Consider the following 17407-nt stretch of genomic DNA (forward strand, 5'->3'; position numbering starts at 1 on the left):
CGCTTCCTTCCGCCGCCATCGCGGTCACATCGGATGCGTCACGCGGCGCAGGAAGTCGCGCGTGCGCTCGTGCGTCGGCTGGTGCAGCACGTCGCGCGCCGGTCCCTGCTCGACGATCCTGCCACCGTCGAGGAAGAGCACGCTGTCGGCGACCTCGCGGGCGAACTGGATCTCGTGGGTGACGACCAGCATGGTCATGTGCTCCTCGGCAAGGCCGCGCATAACCTGCAACACTTCCCCCACCATTTCCGGATCGAGCGCCGATGTCGGCTCGTCGAAGAGGATTGCGGCGGGCTGCATGGCGAGCGCGCGGGCAATGGCGACACGCTGCTGCTGGCCACCGGAGAGCGAGCCCGGATAGGCGTCGAGCTTATCGCCTAGGCCGACGCGTTTCAGGAGTTCGCTCGCCCGGTCGTGGACCTCGTTCCTGTCCTGGCGCAACACGTAGACCGGACCCTCCATGACGTTTTCGAGCGCCGTGCGGTGCGGGAAGAGATTGAAGCGCTGGAACACCATGGCGACGCGCGTGCGGATATCATGGATGCTCGCCTCCTCGGTATCCACCAGGGCCCCGTCTATGGTGATGCGACCGGACTGGTAGGTCTCGAGCCCGTTGACACAGCGCAGCATCGTCGATTTCCCCGATCCGGAGGGGCCGATCAGGCAGACGACCCGGCCCTTGTCGATCGATGCGTCGATGCCCTTCAGCACCTCGTGCTGGCCATAGGCCTTGTGGACGTTTTCGAAACTGATCATTTCGACCTCCCGAGCGCGACTTCGACACGACGCATCAGCATGTTGAGCGGGATGGTCAGGCAGAGATAGAGGAGCGCCACGAGCGTAAAGACGGTCATGTTGTCGAAGGTGGAAGAGGCGAGCGCCTTGCCCTGCATGGTGAGTTCAGCAACCGTGATCACGGACACCTGCGAAGAATCCTTGAGCAGCATGATGATGTTGTTCGCGTAGGGCGGCATGACGATGCGCACGGCCTGCGGCAGGATCACCCGCCGCATCATCAGGGAATGTTTCATGCCGATCGATTTGGCGGCTTCGACCTGACCGCGGTCGATCGCTTCGATGCCCGCACGGAAGGTTTCGCCGATGTAGCAGGAGTAGGTGAGTGCCAGGCCTGCGATGCCCGCCTGGAAGGCGGTCAGGTCGATGCCGATGTCGGGCATGACGAAGTAGATGTAGAAGAGCACCACGAGGATCGGGATGCCGCGCACGCACTCGACGAAGATGCGTGTCGGCAGCGCCAGCGCCTTGATGCCGGAAGTCCTGAGCAGCGCCCATGTCAGGCCCAGGACGGTCGCAAGTGCGAGCGAGGCGAGCGTGATCGCGATGGTGAGCCACAATCCGTTGAGCAGAAGCGGCAGATATTCCGCCGCGCGGGTGGCGAAGGTATTCATGAAGAGCTCCATAATCGAAGCAAGCGGCCGACCGACTCGGGAAACCGGACAATTTTCGGCAGAAAAGAGTGGTTGAGCGGAACTGCGACGATCCGCCCAAGCCGCTCAGGGTCAGATGCCGTACTTGGCGAAGATTTTCTTCAGTTCGCCACCCTCCTTCAGCTTGGCGATCGAGGCATTGATCTTCTGCAGGAGTTCGGTGTTCTCCTTCGGCACGGCAAGCGCCACGTCGCCGGACTTCAGCGGCTTGTAGCCTTCGACCAGGCGGACGCCGAGAGCCGGGTTCTTGGCGATCTGATAGGCGACGATCGGCTGATCGCCGAAGCCCGCCTTGATACGACCGAGCTTCACGTCGCGCATGATGTCGGCGATGCTGTCATAGAGCTTGACCTCGCTGAACATGCCGAGCGACTTGAGCGAATCCGCGAAGGTCGTGCCGATCTGTGCTCCGACCGTCTCGCCCTTCAGCGCCTCGATCGTGTAGTTCTCGGGATTATCCGCCGCGACGAACATGGCATCGCCGTAGGAGTAGACGGTGTCGCTGAAGTTTACGACTTTCCGGCGTTCATCAGTTGCGAGCATGCCCGCCGAGACAATGTCGATCTTGCCGGCATTGAGGCTCGGGATGAGGGCCGAGAAGGCCGTGACCTCGAACTGTGCCTCGAGACCGTTATCGGCGGCGATGGCGTTGGCAATGTCGACCATGGCCCCGGTGACCTGCTGGCTCGAGGTGTCGACGAAGGTGAACGGCACGCCGGTGGTGGTCACGCCCACCTTCATCGCGTCGGCAGCGACAGCCGGTCCAGAAAATGCGAGTGCGAGGCCAAAGGCGCCGATCGCCAGTTTCTTGATAAGCATAGGTATTCCCCTTTCTTGGTCTTGCTTAGGTTCGTTAAGTTTTAGGAGTGCGATCGCCTCACTTTGCGGAGGTTTGCCGCTTGTCCTTGGCCTGCAGCCAGCGGTAGGCGATCCGCTGCCCGAGCCTCAGGAAGGGCGGGAGCGGATAACGTGCGGGTTCGCGGATCAGAAACGAGGCTTGTGTGTCGAACGGCCTTCCGGCCGCCAGCAGGGCCAGCTTGGTGCCGACATGGAGCGAGAAGGAAACGCCGCTGCCGGCATAGCCGCCGCCCCAAAAGACCTCCGACAGGCCGGGAACGCGATAGACGAAGGGGAGCGAATTGCGGCTCACCGCCACCCAGCCGCCCCACCAGTAGTCTATGGCGATGCCTTCGAGTGCCGGAAACTTCCGGACCATGGCATTCGTAAGGTACTGGCGATGTTTCGGGTTTCCCGCGTCGCTGCCGGCGATCGCGCTGCGTCCGCCGAAGAGCATGCGGCCGTCCGGCAGACGGCGATAATAGAAAAGCAGGCTGCGCGTATCGAACATGCAATTGCCCGAGGGGAGGCTCGCCGCGATCTGCTCGGGCGTCATCGGTTCCGTGACGATGATCTGTGAATGTACGGGCAGCACCCGCGCCGAGAGGCGAGGATGGAGCTTGGACGACGTATAGCCATTGGTGGCAACGACCACCTTACGGGCCCTGACTGTTCCGGTGGGCGTGACCAGCCGATGAACGCCGCCTTCGCTCTGCCAGCCGATGACAGGTGAATTCGTATGAACGGCGACGCCGTGCGAACGTGCCATTACATGGATGCCGCGGGCGAGCTTCAAGGGATTCATCGAAAAGCCGTCGGGAAAATGAAGCGCGCCAAAGGCTTCGGCGCCTCGATGGGCACCCTTGAGTTCGCCGGCAGGGACAAAACGCGCAGGGTAGCCGAAGGTCTCGTTGTAGAGGGCGGCCTCACCCTCGAGGCCAGATGCATGCGCCGCGAAAGCGGCGACTTTGTAAACGCCGTCCGGCTGCACGTCGCAATCGATGTTGCCCTCCGCGATCAATCGCCGAACCGTACCGAGCGCCGCACGCATCTCGCCGAAATATGCGCGCGCCACATCCTTTCCGTAGGTGTTGATCAGCGTAGTGGCGGGAACGCGGCCGCCGGAAATGCGGGCGAAACTGCCATTTCGGCCGCTGCATCCCCAAGCGGAGGAGCGGGCCTCCAGTACGATAGGCTTCATGCCATGGTCGCGGACGAGCGAGAGGGCGGCGGAGAGCCCGGTGTAGCCGGCGCCGATAACGGCCACATCCGCATCTGCGTCGCCCTCGAGCGGGCCATCATCCTCCGGTCCCGGACCACTTACTGCCATCCAATAGGAATCCGGATCGGGCTGTTTTGCGTTTGGATAGGCATGGACCAGAGGATCGTACACCAGATTCGTCCAAATTATATCGCGATGCGATTTATTAACATCGATTTCCTCCAGTCTATACAGTCAATATGATACCTGTCAATCGGTAAGCGACACCTCCGCGGCGTCACAAGGGGTCGTGAGCGTTCGGGGGATTACTCGTGGCGAAGTGCGGATCGGGGCCGGGGGCAGCACGCGCTTCGGGTGCTGCAGACCATCCAGCGCTGGTTTGGAGTGGCCATCCGATGAATCCTTCGATGGGCATGGAGGTAGTTATCACCGCTGCCCAAAAGGAATTTGAATCGCTTGATGCATCGACATTTGTGCGGCAATAAGATCTACGCGACTTCGCCGGATAAGCGACTCAATTAATGCGGAGTTGCATCTGCCGGACGGCGTCTTGCCTTCCGAGTGCTTCTTTGTTCCGTTGGGAGCAGGGCTTCTGACGGAGGTACGTGCCATCGGCCATCCCCGCTGTCTGCCCATGCGGCCAAAACGCACGGCACGTCCGCGCGTCAGCTAGGAAGAGACATTGGACTTCCACAAAGGCAGGGGCAGGTGCCCATTGCCAATGATGGCGCCGAAGGCGGCCATGGCACAGATGCCTTACTTGCATGCCGGACGCCTGGCATATAAATTGGCCCAATGTCTGATCATTCATCCCAATCTCCGGCACATATTCCTACGGACGCACTCAGCGAAGTTCTACAGGACTTTCGCCTGAGTGGGGTCAACTACGGCCGTTGTGAGCTACGCCATCCATGGAGCATCGCCTTTCCGCAGCAACAGTTGCTTCGTTTTCATTTCGTCAGTGAGGGGCCATGCTGGGTCCATACCGAAGCCCAGGGATGGCAGGAGTTACGAGACGGCGATCTGGTGCTGTTGCCACAAGGTGTCGAACACCGACTGGCCAGCAAGCCTGATGTCGTCGGAGACTCGCTTAAGAGCTGTCACGTCACCAAGTTGGGGGGCAATGTCTGCGAAGTGGTGCATGAAGGAACAGGAGCGACGAGCACCCTGTTCTGCGGTTCCATGGCTTTGGGTGCGAATGCCCTCAACCCTTTGATCGCTCTGATGCCACCGATCATCAAGGGCTGTGATGTTGCTGGCAATGATCCGATCGTCGGCCCCCTCCTCGCCGCCATGACGGCAGAGGCGTCGCAGCCCCAGATAGGCAGCGCAACGGTCTTGTCACGCATGGCGGACGTACTCGTCGCGCGGCTTATTCGCTGCTGGGTCAATTGCAGCGGAGCCTCGACCAGCGGCTGGCTCGCCGCGATCCGTGATCCTCATATCGGTCGTGCGCTGGCAGCCATGCACCGAGATCCCGGCCATGACTGGACGCTTGAGACCCTCGCTGGCGTGGCAGGTCAATCGCGCTCGATCTTCGCGGAACGCTTCAGCGCCATTTTGGGGGAAGGCGCGGCACGCTATCTCACCCGTCTGCGCATGCAGCTTGCACGAGAGCTACTCGGTCAAAAAATGTCGGTTGCCGAGGTCGCTTCTCAACTGGGCTATGAATCTGAAGCTTCTTTCGCTCGCGCCTTCAAACGCATCACCAGCGTTTCACCTGGCGTTGTGCGCCGCACCATTTCCGGACGAACGGACATGGAATTCGGACTTTAGGGCACATATCATCCTGAAAGACTCCGCTATGAAGACCTCCAAACCTCGGAGGTACTTCAATGACGGATACGACATCACAGCTTGACGGCCCCGCGATTAGCCTCGATTCTGCCGTTCCGAGTGAATGGAGCCCCACTACCTGGCTTGCCGTCATTTCAATGGCAGCCACAAGCTTCGCGCTGGTGTCAGCTGAATTCCTGCCGGCAGGCCTGTTGACGCCAATGGCGCGTGACCTTGGCATCAGCGAGGGAACTGCCGGTCAGGTTGTCACCGCCACCGCGTCCGTTGGCGCGGTGACGGCCTTGTTGAGCAATGTTCTCATCGGCAAACTGAACCGGAAGACTGTTCTGGTTGGCCTAAGTGCCTTGGCTATCGGCTCCAATCTTCTGGCCGCGCTCGCGACCGATTTTTGGCTATTGTTGTTGGGCCGAGCCGGGCTGGGCGTGGCGCTAAGTGGTTTCTGGGCGCTTTCAGTTGCCGTCGTGGCGAGATTGGTTGGCACCAATGCGACAGGTCGGGGCATGGCTATAGTCACCCTCGGCGTCTCTCTTGCCACCATCGCTGCACCATCGATGGGTGCTTTGATCAGCGATTGGCTCGGCTGGCGTGCCGCCACAGGCATGACGGCAGGGCTCGCAGCGGTTGCGATGCTGCTGCAGATACTCAGCTTGCCGACACTACCCGCAAGCACAAGCAACAGTCTTTCTGACGTCTTCCGGCTGACGAAACGGCGCACTGTTCAACTCGGAATGCTTGCCATCCTCTTGCTCATGACCGGACATTTTGCCGGCTCGGTCTACGTGCGACCCTTCCTCGAACAAGTGACGCTCCTCGACACGGGGCCGATTGCCTTGGCGCTCCTCGGGTTTGGCATCGCCGCTGTGATCGGAAATGTCGCCGGCGGCCGACTGGCAGACGCCAATATCCGATTGGCACTCGCTGTCACCGGCGTATTGATGGCGTTTGCGGCGCTTGCTCTCGTACTCTGGGGTGCACATAGCGGCATCGCCTTTGCCCTGGTTACACTTTGGGGTTTGGCTTTTGGGATGGCTCCGGTGGTATTGCCTACTAACTTGTCCCGGGGCGCAGGGGATGCCTTGGAGGCTGCTGGCAGCTTGATGGTCGTTTCATTCCAGGTCGCCATCAGCATGGGTGCGGTCTTCGGCGGCTACATCGTCGATCACCACGGCGCTTCCGGGCCGTTGATCATGACCGCCGCCTTGGCGGCATCGACCATCGTCCTGGCGCTGCTGCAGCCCCGAAGCTGACTCTCAGGACCGCAGCGAAGGTGAGCGGAAGGCGCGGCAGTTTGCGCCTTCATTTCCGCCATTCAGACCACCGTTGCAGCTTCCCGAAAGCTGACGGTCTGCTAAGCCGGCACTAAGGCCTCGAATGGGGTGGTAGCGGTTACGCCGCCTGTCACAGGTCCTGGAACACCGCCCAAGGCGTTGATGTCAATGCGGGCATCCAAAATATCAAGTACTCCTTCGCGGCCTCGTCTAGGCTATCCGCCCGCGTGGTCGCTGCCACCGTGCGCGGCGATGAACATGGCGACGGCCGACCGGCAATAGGATTCGATCTCGTTATCGTCCTCTGCTCTCGCCTCATCGAAGCGTGCGACAATCAGGAGATCGGAGCCTTTGAAAAGTGCGGCAAACAAGCGGGCGGACCGGAGAGGATCGGGCACGTTCAAAGCCGCCTTCGCGTCCAACTGACGCAACAGGGCCTCGATTTGGGCGGTGATATGGGCGGGGCCGGCTTCGTAATGGACCTTGCTCAACGACTTTTGGTTCGGCGTGTCGGCCATGACCATGGCTTCGACGTTGCGGACGTCCGGGCGCAACAGCGTGCGAAGCAGCGATGATCCCACCGCCATGAGCTGATCTTCGGCCGAGCCGTCGACGCCTTCAAAAAGGGCCTGTGGTATTAACTGCTGGCAGCGGGCCGCAAAGGCCGCTCCAAACAGCGCCTCTTTGTTCTCGAAGTGCCTGTAGATGCTGAGCTTGGATATCTTCGCTCGCTGGGCGACCTTGTCCAATGTCGTCGCTTGAAAGCCCAATTCCGCAAAGAGTTCGCCCGCGGCGTCGACTATGGTTTGGCCGAGCGCCTCGTTGGCGGGCCGGCCTCTCCTGCCTCGACTATTTTCGCTCACGATAATTACAGTCCTTGACAGTATCGTTATTCGTGAATTACGATACTACGCAGTCTCGGAAATTCCAAGAGGTGATTTTATCGTGTCCTCCAGATCAGGTTTGCCTTGGCCGCAAGGCGATATCCAATGCGCATCGCTGGACGATATTGCGCGCCAGGCACAGCCTAAGTCCCTCCATCCGCAATACGGAGCCCATCACCATGGATGACGTCATCATCGTCGGCGGCAGCTTTGCCGGTCTCGCCGCCGCCCTGCAGCTCGGCCGTGCCCGTCGGAAGGTCACCGTTCTCGATACAGGCCTGCCGCGCAACCGCTTCGCCGGCCACTCGCATGGCCTGCTCGGCCACGATCACAAGCCACCGCCGGATATCCTGGCCGAGGCGCGGCGGCAGTTGGCGCGTTATCCTGCGATCAATTTGGTCAATGCCCGGGCCGACAGCGTTTCCGGCGCTCTCGACGATTTCTCTGTCGTCACTGGCGGTGGCGAACGCCTTGCGGCGCGCCGCCTGATCCTGAGCTATGGCATCACCGACCAGATGCCCGATGTGCCGGGCTTTGCCGAAAGCTGGGGCACGTCCATCGTGCCCTGTCCCTATTGCGATGGCTTTGAAGTCGCCGACCAGCATTGGGGCCTCGTCTGGTCCGGCCCGCAGTCACACAACCAGGTCAGGCTGTTCCACGATTGGACCGACAGGTTGACGGTCTTCGCCGATGGTCACGACATTCCGCCCGATACCCGGGCCGATCTGGAGCGTCGCAACACACCCATCGTCGACGGCCGGATCACTGAAATCACCCGTCATGGGGGCCATAACCCCACCCTCAAGCTCAATGTCGGCCCCGATGTAGCCGTCGACATCCTGTTCGCGCAGCCGCGCAACAAGCCGTCCGCAAGCCTGCATGAATCACTGGGTCTCGCCACGGTCGATACGCCCCTCGGCATCGTCCTCAAGGTCGACGAGCGCCGCGAAACCAGCATGCCCGGCATCTACGCCGCCGGCGACCTCGCCAACCCCCTCATGGCCTCGGTCACCACGGCATCATGGCAAGGCGCGATGGCGGGTATCTTCGCCCAGCAGTCGATGCTGGTTTGAGAGCACAGATTGGAGATGAGCATGGCCGTCGAACCGGACAGCGCGGGTGTGCGCTTCCCTCCGCCCTTCGTCTATCTGGGAGCGCTGCTGTTGGGGCTTGCGGCGGAGCGGTTCGTCACCCTGCGCTCTTTCGGCATCGACTGGCGGTTGCTGGTCGCGACGGGCGCGCTGCTGTTCGTTGCCGGCGCGGCGATGATGCTTTTGGCGGCGGGGCTGTTCCGACGGCTGGGCACCAACATTCCGCCGTCGCAGCCAACGACCCTCATCGCAACGACCGGTCCTTATCGGTGGACCCGCAATCCCATGTATCTCGGCATGGCGCTTATCTATGCCGGGCTTGCGATCGGCTTCGACGGGCCGATCGCCTTCGCCTTGCTCCCGTTGGTGCTGATCGCGATCCAGACGCAGGTGATTGCCCGCGAGGAGCGCTATCTCGAAGCGAAGTTCGGCGACGACTACCGCCGCTACAAGGCCGAGGTTCGCCGCTGGCTCTGACTATTTGGTCACCGCTTGCCGCCACAAATGAGCCGTCGACGCACCGCACGCCGATGTCTGCTTTCGAGAAGGCAACCAAGAGCGGACAGACCGCCACCGGCCCCAAACACGTCATCCGGCAATCGGCCTGGCGACGACCGCGTAGTCCGCATAATCGCCGATCGAGACGATAACCGCGGCCACGGCATCCGTGGGCCACCCAGCTTTCAAGTCTGCCGCACGACGGTGCCGATCACATTAACAAGAAGGCGTGAGGCCGTGAGGGCGGACAGCCCGTCAATGTCGGCTGGCGGATAGAACTCGACCAGGTCGAAGCCTACGATTTTGGCTCGTCTGCCGAGACCTGCAATCAGATCAATCACCTGTGTGTAAGTGAGACCACCAGGCGTCCGTGCCGCCACGCCGGGCATGATGCCAGGATCGAGACCATCACAATCCAAGGTAACGATGACTTGCGCCCCTTGCGGAATCTCTCGAAGGGCACATTCAACACCCAGGGTGTGAACGTCACGTGAGGTGACGAAGCGGCTGCCATATCTCCGCGCCGCTTCAATTTCAGTTAATCGTGCGCTACCGACACTGCGCAGGCCAACCTGTACAATCCCGGCGACGTGCGGCATTTCGCTTGCCCGGCGCATCGGGCTCGAATAGCCGTAACTTTCGCCATCTAATTCGTCCCTCCAGTCAATATGGGCATCGATCTGTAGAATCCAGACTGGCCCATGATCGGAAAACCCCGCAAAAAATGGGATAGGCACAGAATCATCGCCGCCGATCAAAATCGGTACGGCAGGCATTGAAAGGACTTCGCGCGTCTTCATCTCGATACGTTCGCGATTGCCCACATTGTCCAAAATGGTGGTCTCTATATCGCCGATGTCGATGCAGGAGATCGGCTTGCCGTCAAACAGCGGCCCACCGAGATCAAAGTCCCAATGCTGGATCAGCGATGCGTCTTCCTGACTGGCAGCGCGGATAGCATCTGCAGCTAAAGCATAAGCGCTGCTATCCTTTCCAGGATAGGTACTGCCGTGGGCGGCCCCGAAGATCACCGCAACAGGTTTTTGGTCGTCGGCGGCTTGATAGGGAAAGCTGAGAAAACGCGGCGACACAGTCATTCCTGATCGATCCTCCTACTCAACCAAAGCTTCCGAAGCGGTTTCTTCACATCCCGGAGAGTACGGATAATGGAGGCTGGCGCAATGGCCGCTTCGTCCGCATCTCGACCGTTCGCGCTGGCCGCGGCGCGCGAATGCCTATCACCGATCTCTGACCTGGGGGCGTTGACCCGGTACGGTATTCCCTTCTTGAGTCAGAAATTGAAATCAGCCGTTGACCTCAACGTAACTTGAGGAAGCATCGTCATGTTCGTGAAGATGATTCGAGAGAGCACAATGAGCATGACGGCAGGACCTTACCCACCACAGAACGTCGGAACTGCAATCACGGGCGTCTACGAAACACACCTGCCGGTGCGCGACCTGGGTCGCTCGGTCGCATTCTACCGAGATCAGCTCGGGCTCGAATTCGCAAAAGAATTTCCACAAAGGAGGGTCGCCTTCTTCTGGGTCGGCTCAAAAGCGGAAGGGATGCTAGGGCTATGGGAGACTGGTACGGCGCCGCTTCAGATGAAACTGCATTTTGCCTTTCGTGCTGAAGAGGCGTTCATCGCCTCTTCATGCGAGAGCCTGCAGGCGGCCGGTATCCAACCGCTCGGTTTCAATGGTGAGATGGTGACGGAGCCGGTCGTGATTGGGTGGGTACCCGCACTCTCCATCTACTTCAAAGATCCTGACGGGCACAGCCTCGAGATCCTGTCCACCCTCGACGACGCCCCGGACGTGGACTTTGGGATTGGAGCCTACTCGGCTTGGCTAGCAAGCCGCGGCCAACGCAAATGAATGACCGTAGGGAGACATCCCATTGCGAACCCCAAGCCGACCGGGCTATCAAAGCTTGCTGCTTGGAGGGCAGCGCATAGGTTCAGTCGCATGGTGAGCGAGTTGGTAATGAGGAGGTCGGAGCCATGGGGCCATTCTACATTCTGCCCGCCGGCTGCCAGACCTTCTGCGACCTTCGAGGAATGTGAAGGATCGAGTCATTGTCCCGATTGGCACCGTTGGCTGCAACTCGACATCAAGAGGAACATGCATGCAAAGGAAGGCGGCACTGCTTAACCGTGCGGAATGGGCTGAAAAGGAGGAAGTTTGGAAAGGCGCGTTCGAAGGTAACGTGTTCGGGACCAACGTCTCGGTTATCTTCTATACCACTGATGAAGTCGGCCGCGGCCCAAAACTCCACAAGCATCCGTATGACGAAGTCTTTATCGTTCGCCAAGGCCGGGCCTTATTTACTGTGGGAGACCAGCAACTGGAAGCCACTGCCGGACAGATCGTCTTCGGGCCGGCCAACACGCCACACAAATTTATAAACCTGGGTCCCGGTCGACTGGAGACGACAGATCTCCATGTCACAGACAAGTTTATACAAGAGGACCTGGAATAACGATCGCCTATTCCAGCCGACCGCACGCTTCACGCAGGTCTTCCAAAGACGCATTGGGGTGATGCCTCGACTCTTCCGCGAGACCCACATGAGCAGGTGACCCATGGTCCGCCCTGGCACAAAGCAGGCAGTACCTCCCCTTCCCTTCCCTCCCCTCCCCTTTCCGCCGCTACCATTGGGGCTGCGCTCATTGGAGAACGGCTTCTCGACGGGCGTGACCATCGCCGACGAGCAGTGCGCCGCCTGGACGCGCACGAATGCGAAGGATCTGACCACGAGCTGGGTCACCGCCGGTCGCCCGATCGACGTGATCTTCGCCAACAATGACGAGATGGCGATCGGCGCGATTCAGGCGCTCAAGGCCGCCGGGGTGTCGATGGACGATGTGATCGTCGCGGCATCGATGCGACCCAGGATGCCCTTGCCGCGATGGCCGCGGTGATCTGGATGTGACCGTCTTCCAGAACGCGAAGGGGCAGTCGGCGAGTGCGGTCGATGCGGCCGTCGCGCTCGCCCAGGCAACGTTTCCCTGTTCCGACCTCTACAACTGAACTCTTGCGGTCCCCATGCCGTCGAATTCGGCAACGACCAGATCCCCCTTCTCCGCATCGAGGATGCCGACCCAGGTTCCCGTTGTTACCGTTGTGCCCGCCGGCGCCATTGCACCGTCCCTGGTGATGTGTCTGAGCCAAGCGCCCAAGCCCCATGTCGGCGTACCAAGCGCATGCGTTCCGCAACGCTCCACCGGATCCTGGCTCCCGATCGCAACCCTGCAAACCTGGCGCGACCAGTCGCGTGGCTTCCAGGTCTGCCATTCGCCCAGGATCAGAGAGCCATGGCATTGCAGGTCCGCGAGACGCAGAAGCGGAACGGCCGCCATGCACTCGGTCCAGCGAGAGTCGACGACCTCGATGGACACCGCCATGGCGTCGACCAGTTCCGTCGCTGCAGCCTCGTCAAGGCCGGCGGCAAGTTCGGCATCGACATCCCGTCCCAGACGCAGTGCGATTTCCGCCTCTATTCCGCGGCGGACGAACGGAAAGCCGTTCGCGGTCGCGGGGCTCGTCCACACGCCATGGGGCGGAAGCGGCGCGTGCGTCAGGACGGATTGGCGCGATTGGCCGCCGGACTTCCAATAGCGCGGCGAGGCATCCGGGAACCATCCGAGCGCCCTGGCGACGGTCGCCTGTACGGCATAGGCTTCGTCCGCGCCGGCCAGTGCATTGTCGAACGCGGCCGCCATCCGGGGTTGACCGTCTCGGCGCGCCGACAACAGGGCATCGGCGACGAGCTGAACGGAAGATGAGGACATGATGCTTTTCTTTCCGGTAAGTGTTCTCAGAGATCGGGCCGGCGGTCGGCCCAGGCGGCGGCGGCGGCTTCATAGGCTTCGCCGAGGTTGAGCAGAAGATCGTCCGCGCCATAGGCGCCGATGAGCTGAATGCCGATCGGGAGCCCGGTCGAGGAAGCACCGGCCGGCACCGCCAGCCCGGGCAGCCCGGCGGCATTCACCCAGCCGGTGAATACAGCGTGGCCCCGTGGACCAACCGCTTGGCCGGCGATTGTGGGTGGGTAGGCCTCTCGCGCCGGCCAGGGAAGGGCTGCCGCCGAGGGCGTGACGAGGACATGATAGGTCTCGAAGACCGCCGCGCATTCGCTGCGCAGGCGCTCGATGTCTTCGAGCGCGCGCCAGAGGCGCGACGCAGGGTGTCTCGCGCCTGCCTCGGCCATGTCCAGGTATTTAGGCGCCGCGCCATCGCGCCATTCGGGATGCGCTTCAAAAAGCCGGGCCAGACCGATTTGTCCGATGAGTGGCCAGGTCTCTGTCATAAACTCGAGGTTTAACGGCACTTCGCCCTCGTCGACGATGTGACCCAATGTCTCGAATAGCTTCGCCGCGGCCGCACAGCTGGCTGCGATCTCAGGATCGACCGGCGCTCCCGCGATCGTCGGCACGTAGAGAACGCGCAAGGGCTTTTGCATCGGCGCTCCCCGCGCCCCGGAGGCGCCAAACGAACGCCAGTCGATCGCCCGCGGGCCCCGTAGAATGTCGAACATCGCTCGGGCATCAGCAACCGTCCTGGCCAGCGGCCCCACCACCTCGAAGTCGAGCAGAAGCGAGGGCAAACCGCCCCCGCGTGCGACGGCGCCGATGGAAGGCTTCAGCCCGACCAGCCCACAATGGGAAGCGGGTCGTCGAATTGAGCCGCCGCCGTCGGTGGCAAGCGCCAGCGGCGTGATGCCGGCGGCGATGCCGGCGACCGCGCCACCGCTGGATCCGCCGGGCGTCAAGGCGAGGTTCCAAGGGTTGCTCGTCACTCCGAAAAGCCGGTTGTCGGTGTAACCTTCCAATGCGAATTCGGGCAAGTTGGTTTTCCCGATGATGAGAGCTCCGGCGGCCCGCAGGCGCGCCACCGGCAGTTCGTCGCGCCCCGATCGATAGGCGCGCAATGCCGGCGAGCCCCAGGTGACCGCCTGGTCCGCCGTCGCCAGATTGTCCTTGACGCTAACAGGTATGCCATCGAGCACGGAGAGAGGTTTGCCCGCCCTGTAGCGTTGGGTAGCGGCATCGGCCTCATCCAAGAAAACGTCGTCACGGCGGGCGATGACGGCATTGATCCGCGGATTGACGACCTCCAGTCGAGCAAGGCATGCCTCCGCTACGGCACGCGGCGTCAAGGTGCCGCTGCTATAGCGCTGCTGTAGTTGGATCGCGGAGAGACGCCAGGATTGCTTGTGTTCGTCCATCTTTCTTCATCGTCCTTTTCCGCGATGGGTCGTCATTTTCCTGTCTTTTCACATGTGAAGCGGCAGCCATGTCACGAGCCATGGCGCAGCGATCAGCAGCAGCGTGAAGAACAGCATGATGGCGGCGTACGGCAGGGCGCCCCAGATGGCATCCTCAATTCCACCATTGTCGGGGCGAATGCCATGGACCACGAAGATGTTCATGCCCACGGGCGGTGTGATCATGCCGAGCTCACACATCAGCACGATGAAGATGCCGTACCAGATGGGATCGATGCCCAACGCCATGGCGATCGGGTAGGTGATCGGGATGGTCGCGACCTGCATGGAAAGCACATCCATGAACATGCCGAGCACAAGATAAAAGACGATCAACGTCAGCAGAAGCACCGTTTGCGAGAGCCCAAGGCTGACAACCCACCTTGTCATGTTTTCGGCCACGCCGGTCAGGCTGATGGTCAGATTCAGGACGAATGCCGCCGTCATGATCAACAGGATCATACCGCTGATGCGTCCGCTGGAGATGAAGCAGTTGCGCAGCAAAGTCCAGTCCAGGCGTCCCGACCGCCACACGAAGAACAACGCCGCCAGCACGCCGAGCGCTGCGCTCTCGGTCGCCGTGGCGATGCCGAAATAGAGGCTTCCCATTACGATGCCAAACACGACGGCCGGAGGCACCAGGTTGCGCAGCAGCCGGATGCGCTCACCTATCGGCACCGTGGCTTCTCGCATGGTTTCCCGGCTCCACATGGCGGTCACCGCGATGTAAAGCATGAACGCGCCGGTCAGAAGCAGGCCCGGAATGATGCCTGCGATGAACAGCTTGCCGATGGAATTGTTGGTGAGAGAACCGTAGACGATCATATTGACGCTGGGCGGAATGAGGATACCCAGGGCTCCGCCTGCCGCAAGCGATCCGAGCGAGGATCGCATGGAATAGCCGCGTGCCCGCAGCGACGGGAGCGCCACGGTTCCGACCGTGGCCGCCGTCGCGACAGAAGATCCCGAGGTGGCCGCGAACATGGCGCAACTGCCGATGTTGGTATGAAGCAGACCACCGGGCAGTCTGCCCAGCCAGGCCGACAGTGCACCATACATTCGGTCCGCAATGCCGGAGCGCAGCAGCAGCTCTCCGAGCAGCACGAACAGGGGGATGCACGTCAGCAGATTGTCGTTCTGGACCCCCCACACGACCGGGGCGATCGAATCGAGGAAGGGGACGCCATACGCCGCGACGCCGCCAACAACGCCGACGACCGCCATGGCGATGGCGATCGGCAAGCCGATCAGCATCATGGCGAGCATCGCAAAGAAGCCCAGGGCAATGAATGGCACACTCATGACGCTTCTCCCCCGCGGCGCAGCGCCAGGTCGTCGAGCTCCTCCTTGAGTTCTTCCTTCGCACTCTTGGGAGAAAAATCGACCAGCAGGCGGTCGGTGTGTCCGCTGAGGAAGAGGCGGATGGCTTGCATGGCATAGCCGCTGGCGACGAACGCGAAGGCGATCAGCCCGGTGAACCAGAGCGACTGCGGATAGGCCAGCGGTGTCGCCCATGGCGTGGGCGCTGTGCTTCCATATTCAAACGTGTCGAGCAGCACCTGATAGGCAAGCCAGCAGATGAAGATGCCGAAGCCGGCCAACGAGACGATCGCCACAAGGTTCAGAACCGCTCGCAGGCCTTCGGGTAAGCGTTCGTGGAGCACGTCGACGCGGATGTGCGCCCGCCCCATCACCGCCAGGCTGAACGCTAAGGTGGAACCCAGTGCCAGCGTGTAACCGCCGAGTTCATCGGCGCCCTGTATGGAGAAGTTGAGCAGCTTTCTCGCAAGGGTTTCTGCCGAGACGACGACCGAAAGCCCGAGGAAAATGACTCCGAAGAGGAGAGCAAGGACCGTTTCGATGCCTTCCTTGAGGCGCTTGGCTGCAGCGCCGTCCGATTTTTCGGGTTCCGGGTTAACTGCCCGAGGCAGATCGTTGGAGGACGCGGTACTCATCACTGAATCCCGAGAACCTGGCCGACGGAAGATTTCCATGACGCAACGCAGTTGGGATCGGCCTTGTTGCAGACCTCGGCCCAGGAAGGGAGGGAAATTTTTGAGACCGCTTCCTTGAGCAATGCACGGTCGGCATCCGAGACGGGTACATCCACAAGGTTGAACTTCTTGCCTGTCGTGCAAGGATCCTTGCCCGCATTGCATTTGATCGCGTCAGCAAAGAGCGTCTCGGAATATGTCCAGATGTCATTGGTGAGACCCGCGACGGCCTCGGTCAGCCTGGCCTGCTGCTCTGGCGTCAGCTTCTCCCAGGTTTTCAAGGAAATCACATAACCGTTGACGGCCAGCTGGAAGCCGATGGACAACTGATGCGTGCTTACTTCAGGCCAGCCTGAAGAGTTGGCCGAACTGGCGCCGCTGATGGCACAGTCGACGACACCCAGCGACAGCGACTGGTAGGTGTCGGCGAAGGAAATCGGAACCGGTGTTCCGCCGACGGATTCGATGAATTTGGCCAGGTTCTGGTCATAGGTGCGCACCTTCAGGCCCTTGACGTCGGCGAGCTGCTTGATCGGCTGGTTACAGAACAGGATTTGCGGCCCGAAGGGAAAAACCGCGAGCAGCTTGACCCCGAACTGCTTTTGCAAGCGCGCGTCGGCGATGGGCAGATATGCGTCAGCCACCTTGCGCCCGGTGGCATAGTCGGGATTCAGGCCGACGAGGTCGAAGCCCAGGAGGGCAGGCTCGTCGCGTGAGTTCTGCGGAAAGCGAAGCGACGCCATTTCGAAGAGTCCGGACTTCAGCACCCGCAGCTCCTCGGTATCCTTGATGCCGAGTGTATCGATCGGCTTGTAGTCCATCTCGATCGCCAGGCCGGTCGCGGTCTTGAAATTCTCGAAGAAGGGCCTTTCCTTGTTGGCCTGAACCAGGCCCGTTGCCAAGGGCTGACCAATGACCCGGATCTTCAGCGTCTCCTCGGCCGAGGCCGGCAGGCAAAGGCTGACGGCCAATCCGGCCGCCGCGGCAATCTTTAGAACGCGTTTCGACATCGTAGTCTCCTCCATGATCCGATGCGCCGATTCTGGTTCGGCCCGAGGTTCGCTTGTTATTGGTTCCCCTGCGCCCGTTAAGGTGGG

17 protein-coding genes and 1 pseudogene are annotated in these 17407 nt (G+C 61.2%); 7 read left to right on the plus strand and 11 right to left on the minus strand.

Annotated features, from left to right (window positions below):
* Positions 1-24: 24 nt before the first annotated feature.
* The 4 genes from SINAR_RS0110815 to SINAR_RS01000000133375 form a co-directional block, all read right to left on the minus strand.
* Complete coding sequence (locus SINAR_RS0110815) at positions 25-756, minus strand: amino acid ABC transporter ATP-binding protein (RefSeq protein WP_027999120.1); 732 nt, start codon at positions 754-756, stop codon at positions 25-27.
* Positions 753-1409: an amino acid ABC transporter permease gene (locus SINAR_RS0110820; RefSeq protein ID WP_033057340.1), complete on the minus strand. Its 657-nt coding sequence runs from the start codon at positions 1407-1409 to the stop codon at positions 753-755. Before SINAR_RS0110820 ends, SINAR_RS0110815 begins: the two co-directional genes overlap by 4 nt.
* A 111-nt stretch (positions 1410-1520) precedes the next feature.
* Positions 1521-2267: an ABC transporter substrate-binding protein gene (locus SINAR_RS0110825; protein ID WP_033057252.1), complete on the minus strand. Its 747-nt coding sequence runs from the start codon at positions 2265-2267 to the stop codon at positions 1521-1523.
* A 58-nt stretch (positions 2268-2325) separates the two neighbouring features.
* A complete protein-coding gene (locus SINAR_RS01000000133375; RefSeq protein ID WP_209439302.1) occupies positions 2326-3615 on the minus strand; it encodes an NAD(P)/FAD-dependent oxidoreductase in 1290 nt (429 codons plus the stop codon).
* Between the two features lie 687 nt (positions 3616-4302).
* On the opposite strand from SINAR_RS01000000133375, the gene SINAR_RS0110835 reads away from it, so the two are divergent.
* Positions 4303-5283, plus strand: a complete 981-nt coding sequence (locus tag SINAR_RS0110835; protein WP_027999123.1) for an AraC family transcriptional regulator — start codon at positions 4303-4305, stop codon at positions 5281-5283.
* A gap of 59 nt (positions 5284-5342) precedes the next feature.
* A complete protein-coding gene (locus SINAR_RS0110840; protein WP_027999124.1) occupies positions 5343-6551 on the plus strand; it encodes an MFS transporter in 1209 nt (402 codons plus the stop codon).
* A 236-nt stretch (positions 6552-6787) separates the two neighbouring features.
* On the opposite strand, the gene SINAR_RS0110845 is transcribed toward SINAR_RS0110840, so the two are convergent.
* Positions 6788-7435: a TetR/AcrR family transcriptional regulator gene (locus SINAR_RS0110845; protein WP_013851159.1), complete on the minus strand. Its 648-nt coding sequence runs from the start codon at positions 7433-7435 to the stop codon at positions 6788-6790.
* Between the two features lie 200 nt (positions 7436-7635).
* Here SINAR_RS0110845 and SINAR_RS0110850 point away from each other — a divergent pair, with 200 nt between their 5' ends.
* Together SINAR_RS0110850 and SINAR_RS0110855 are read left to right on the plus strand one after the other, a co-directional pair.
* Complete coding sequence (locus SINAR_RS0110850; RefSeq protein WP_027999125.1) at positions 7636-8529, plus strand: NAD(P)/FAD-dependent oxidoreductase; 894 nt, start codon at positions 7636-7638, stop codon at positions 8527-8529.
* A gap of 21 nt (positions 8530-8550) precedes the next feature.
* The gene (locus tag SINAR_RS0110855) at positions 8551-9024 is read left to right on the plus strand and encodes a methyltransferase family protein (protein ID WP_013851161.1); all 474 of its coding nucleotides are present in this window, start codon (positions 8551-8553) and stop codon (positions 9022-9024) included.
* 206 nt (positions 9025-9230) lie between these two features.
* Here SINAR_RS0110855 and SINAR_RS0110865 read toward each other — a convergent pair whose 3' ends face one another.
* On the minus strand, positions 9231-10142 hold the full coding sequence (locus tag SINAR_RS0110865; RefSeq protein ID WP_027999126.1) for an agmatinase: 912 nt from the start codon (positions 10140-10142) through the stop codon (positions 9231-9233).
* A gap of 282 nt (positions 10143-10424) precedes the next feature.
* Between SINAR_RS0110865 and SINAR_RS0110870 the strand changes: the two genes are divergently transcribed.
* The 3 genes and pseudogenes from SINAR_RS0110870 to SINAR_RS01000000133380 all read left to right on the plus strand — a co-directional run.
* A complete protein-coding gene (locus tag SINAR_RS0110870) occupies positions 10425-10925 on the plus strand; it encodes a VOC family protein (protein WP_027999127.1) in 501 nt (166 codons plus the stop codon).
* 250 nt (positions 10926-11175) lie between these two features.
* A complete protein-coding gene (locus SINAR_RS0110875; RefSeq protein ID WP_027999128.1) occupies positions 11176-11529 on the plus strand; it encodes a cupin domain-containing protein in 354 nt (117 codons plus the stop codon).
* 205 nt (positions 11530-11734) lie between these two features.
* Positions 11735-12080, plus strand: a pseudogene (locus SINAR_RS01000000133380) (substrate-binding domain-containing protein); the annotation flags it as partial.
* Here the strand turns inward: SINAR_RS01000000133380 and SINAR_RS0110885 are convergent.
* Genes SINAR_RS0110885 through SINAR_RS0110905 form a run of 5 tightly spaced genes read right to left on the minus strand, consistent with a single transcriptional unit; the run spans position 12071 to position 17335 of the window.
* Positions 12071-12841 (minus strand): fumarylacetoacetate hydrolase family protein, encoded by a 771-nt coding sequence (locus SINAR_RS0110885; RefSeq protein WP_027999130.1) that lies wholly within the window; start codon positions 12839-12841, stop codon positions 12071-12073. The pseudogene SINAR_RS01000000133380 and the gene SINAR_RS0110885 sit on opposite strands and share 10 nt — an antisense overlap.
* A gap of 26 nt (positions 12842-12867) precedes the next feature.
* A complete protein-coding gene (locus SINAR_RS0110890; RefSeq protein ID WP_027999131.1) occupies positions 12868-14277 on the minus strand; it encodes an amidase in 1410 nt (469 codons plus the stop codon).
* 48 nt (positions 14278-14325) lie between these two features.
* Positions 14326-15618 (minus strand): TRAP transporter large permease, encoded by a 1293-nt coding sequence (locus SINAR_RS0110895; protein WP_027999132.1) that lies wholly within the window; start codon positions 15616-15618, stop codon positions 14326-14328.
* Positions 15615-16310, minus strand: coding sequence for a TRAP transporter small permease subunit (locus SINAR_RS0110900; RefSeq protein WP_234710596.1), 696 nt, complete (start codon positions 16308-16310; stop codon positions 15615-15617). The genes SINAR_RS0110895 and SINAR_RS0110900 overlap by 4 nt, the downstream gene beginning before the upstream one ends.
* A complete protein-coding gene (locus SINAR_RS0110905) occupies positions 16271-17335 on the minus strand; it encodes a TRAP transporter substrate-binding protein (RefSeq protein WP_336884849.1) in 1065 nt (354 codons plus the stop codon). The genes SINAR_RS0110900 and SINAR_RS0110905 overlap by 40 nt, the downstream gene beginning before the upstream one ends.
* Positions 17336-17407 lie beyond the last annotated feature (72 nt).

The sequence above is a fragment of the Sinorhizobium arboris LMG 14919 genome, assembly GCF_000427465.1.
GTDB classification, from domain to species: Bacteria; Pseudomonadota; Alphaproteobacteria; order Rhizobiales; family Rhizobiaceae; genus Sinorhizobium; species Sinorhizobium arboris.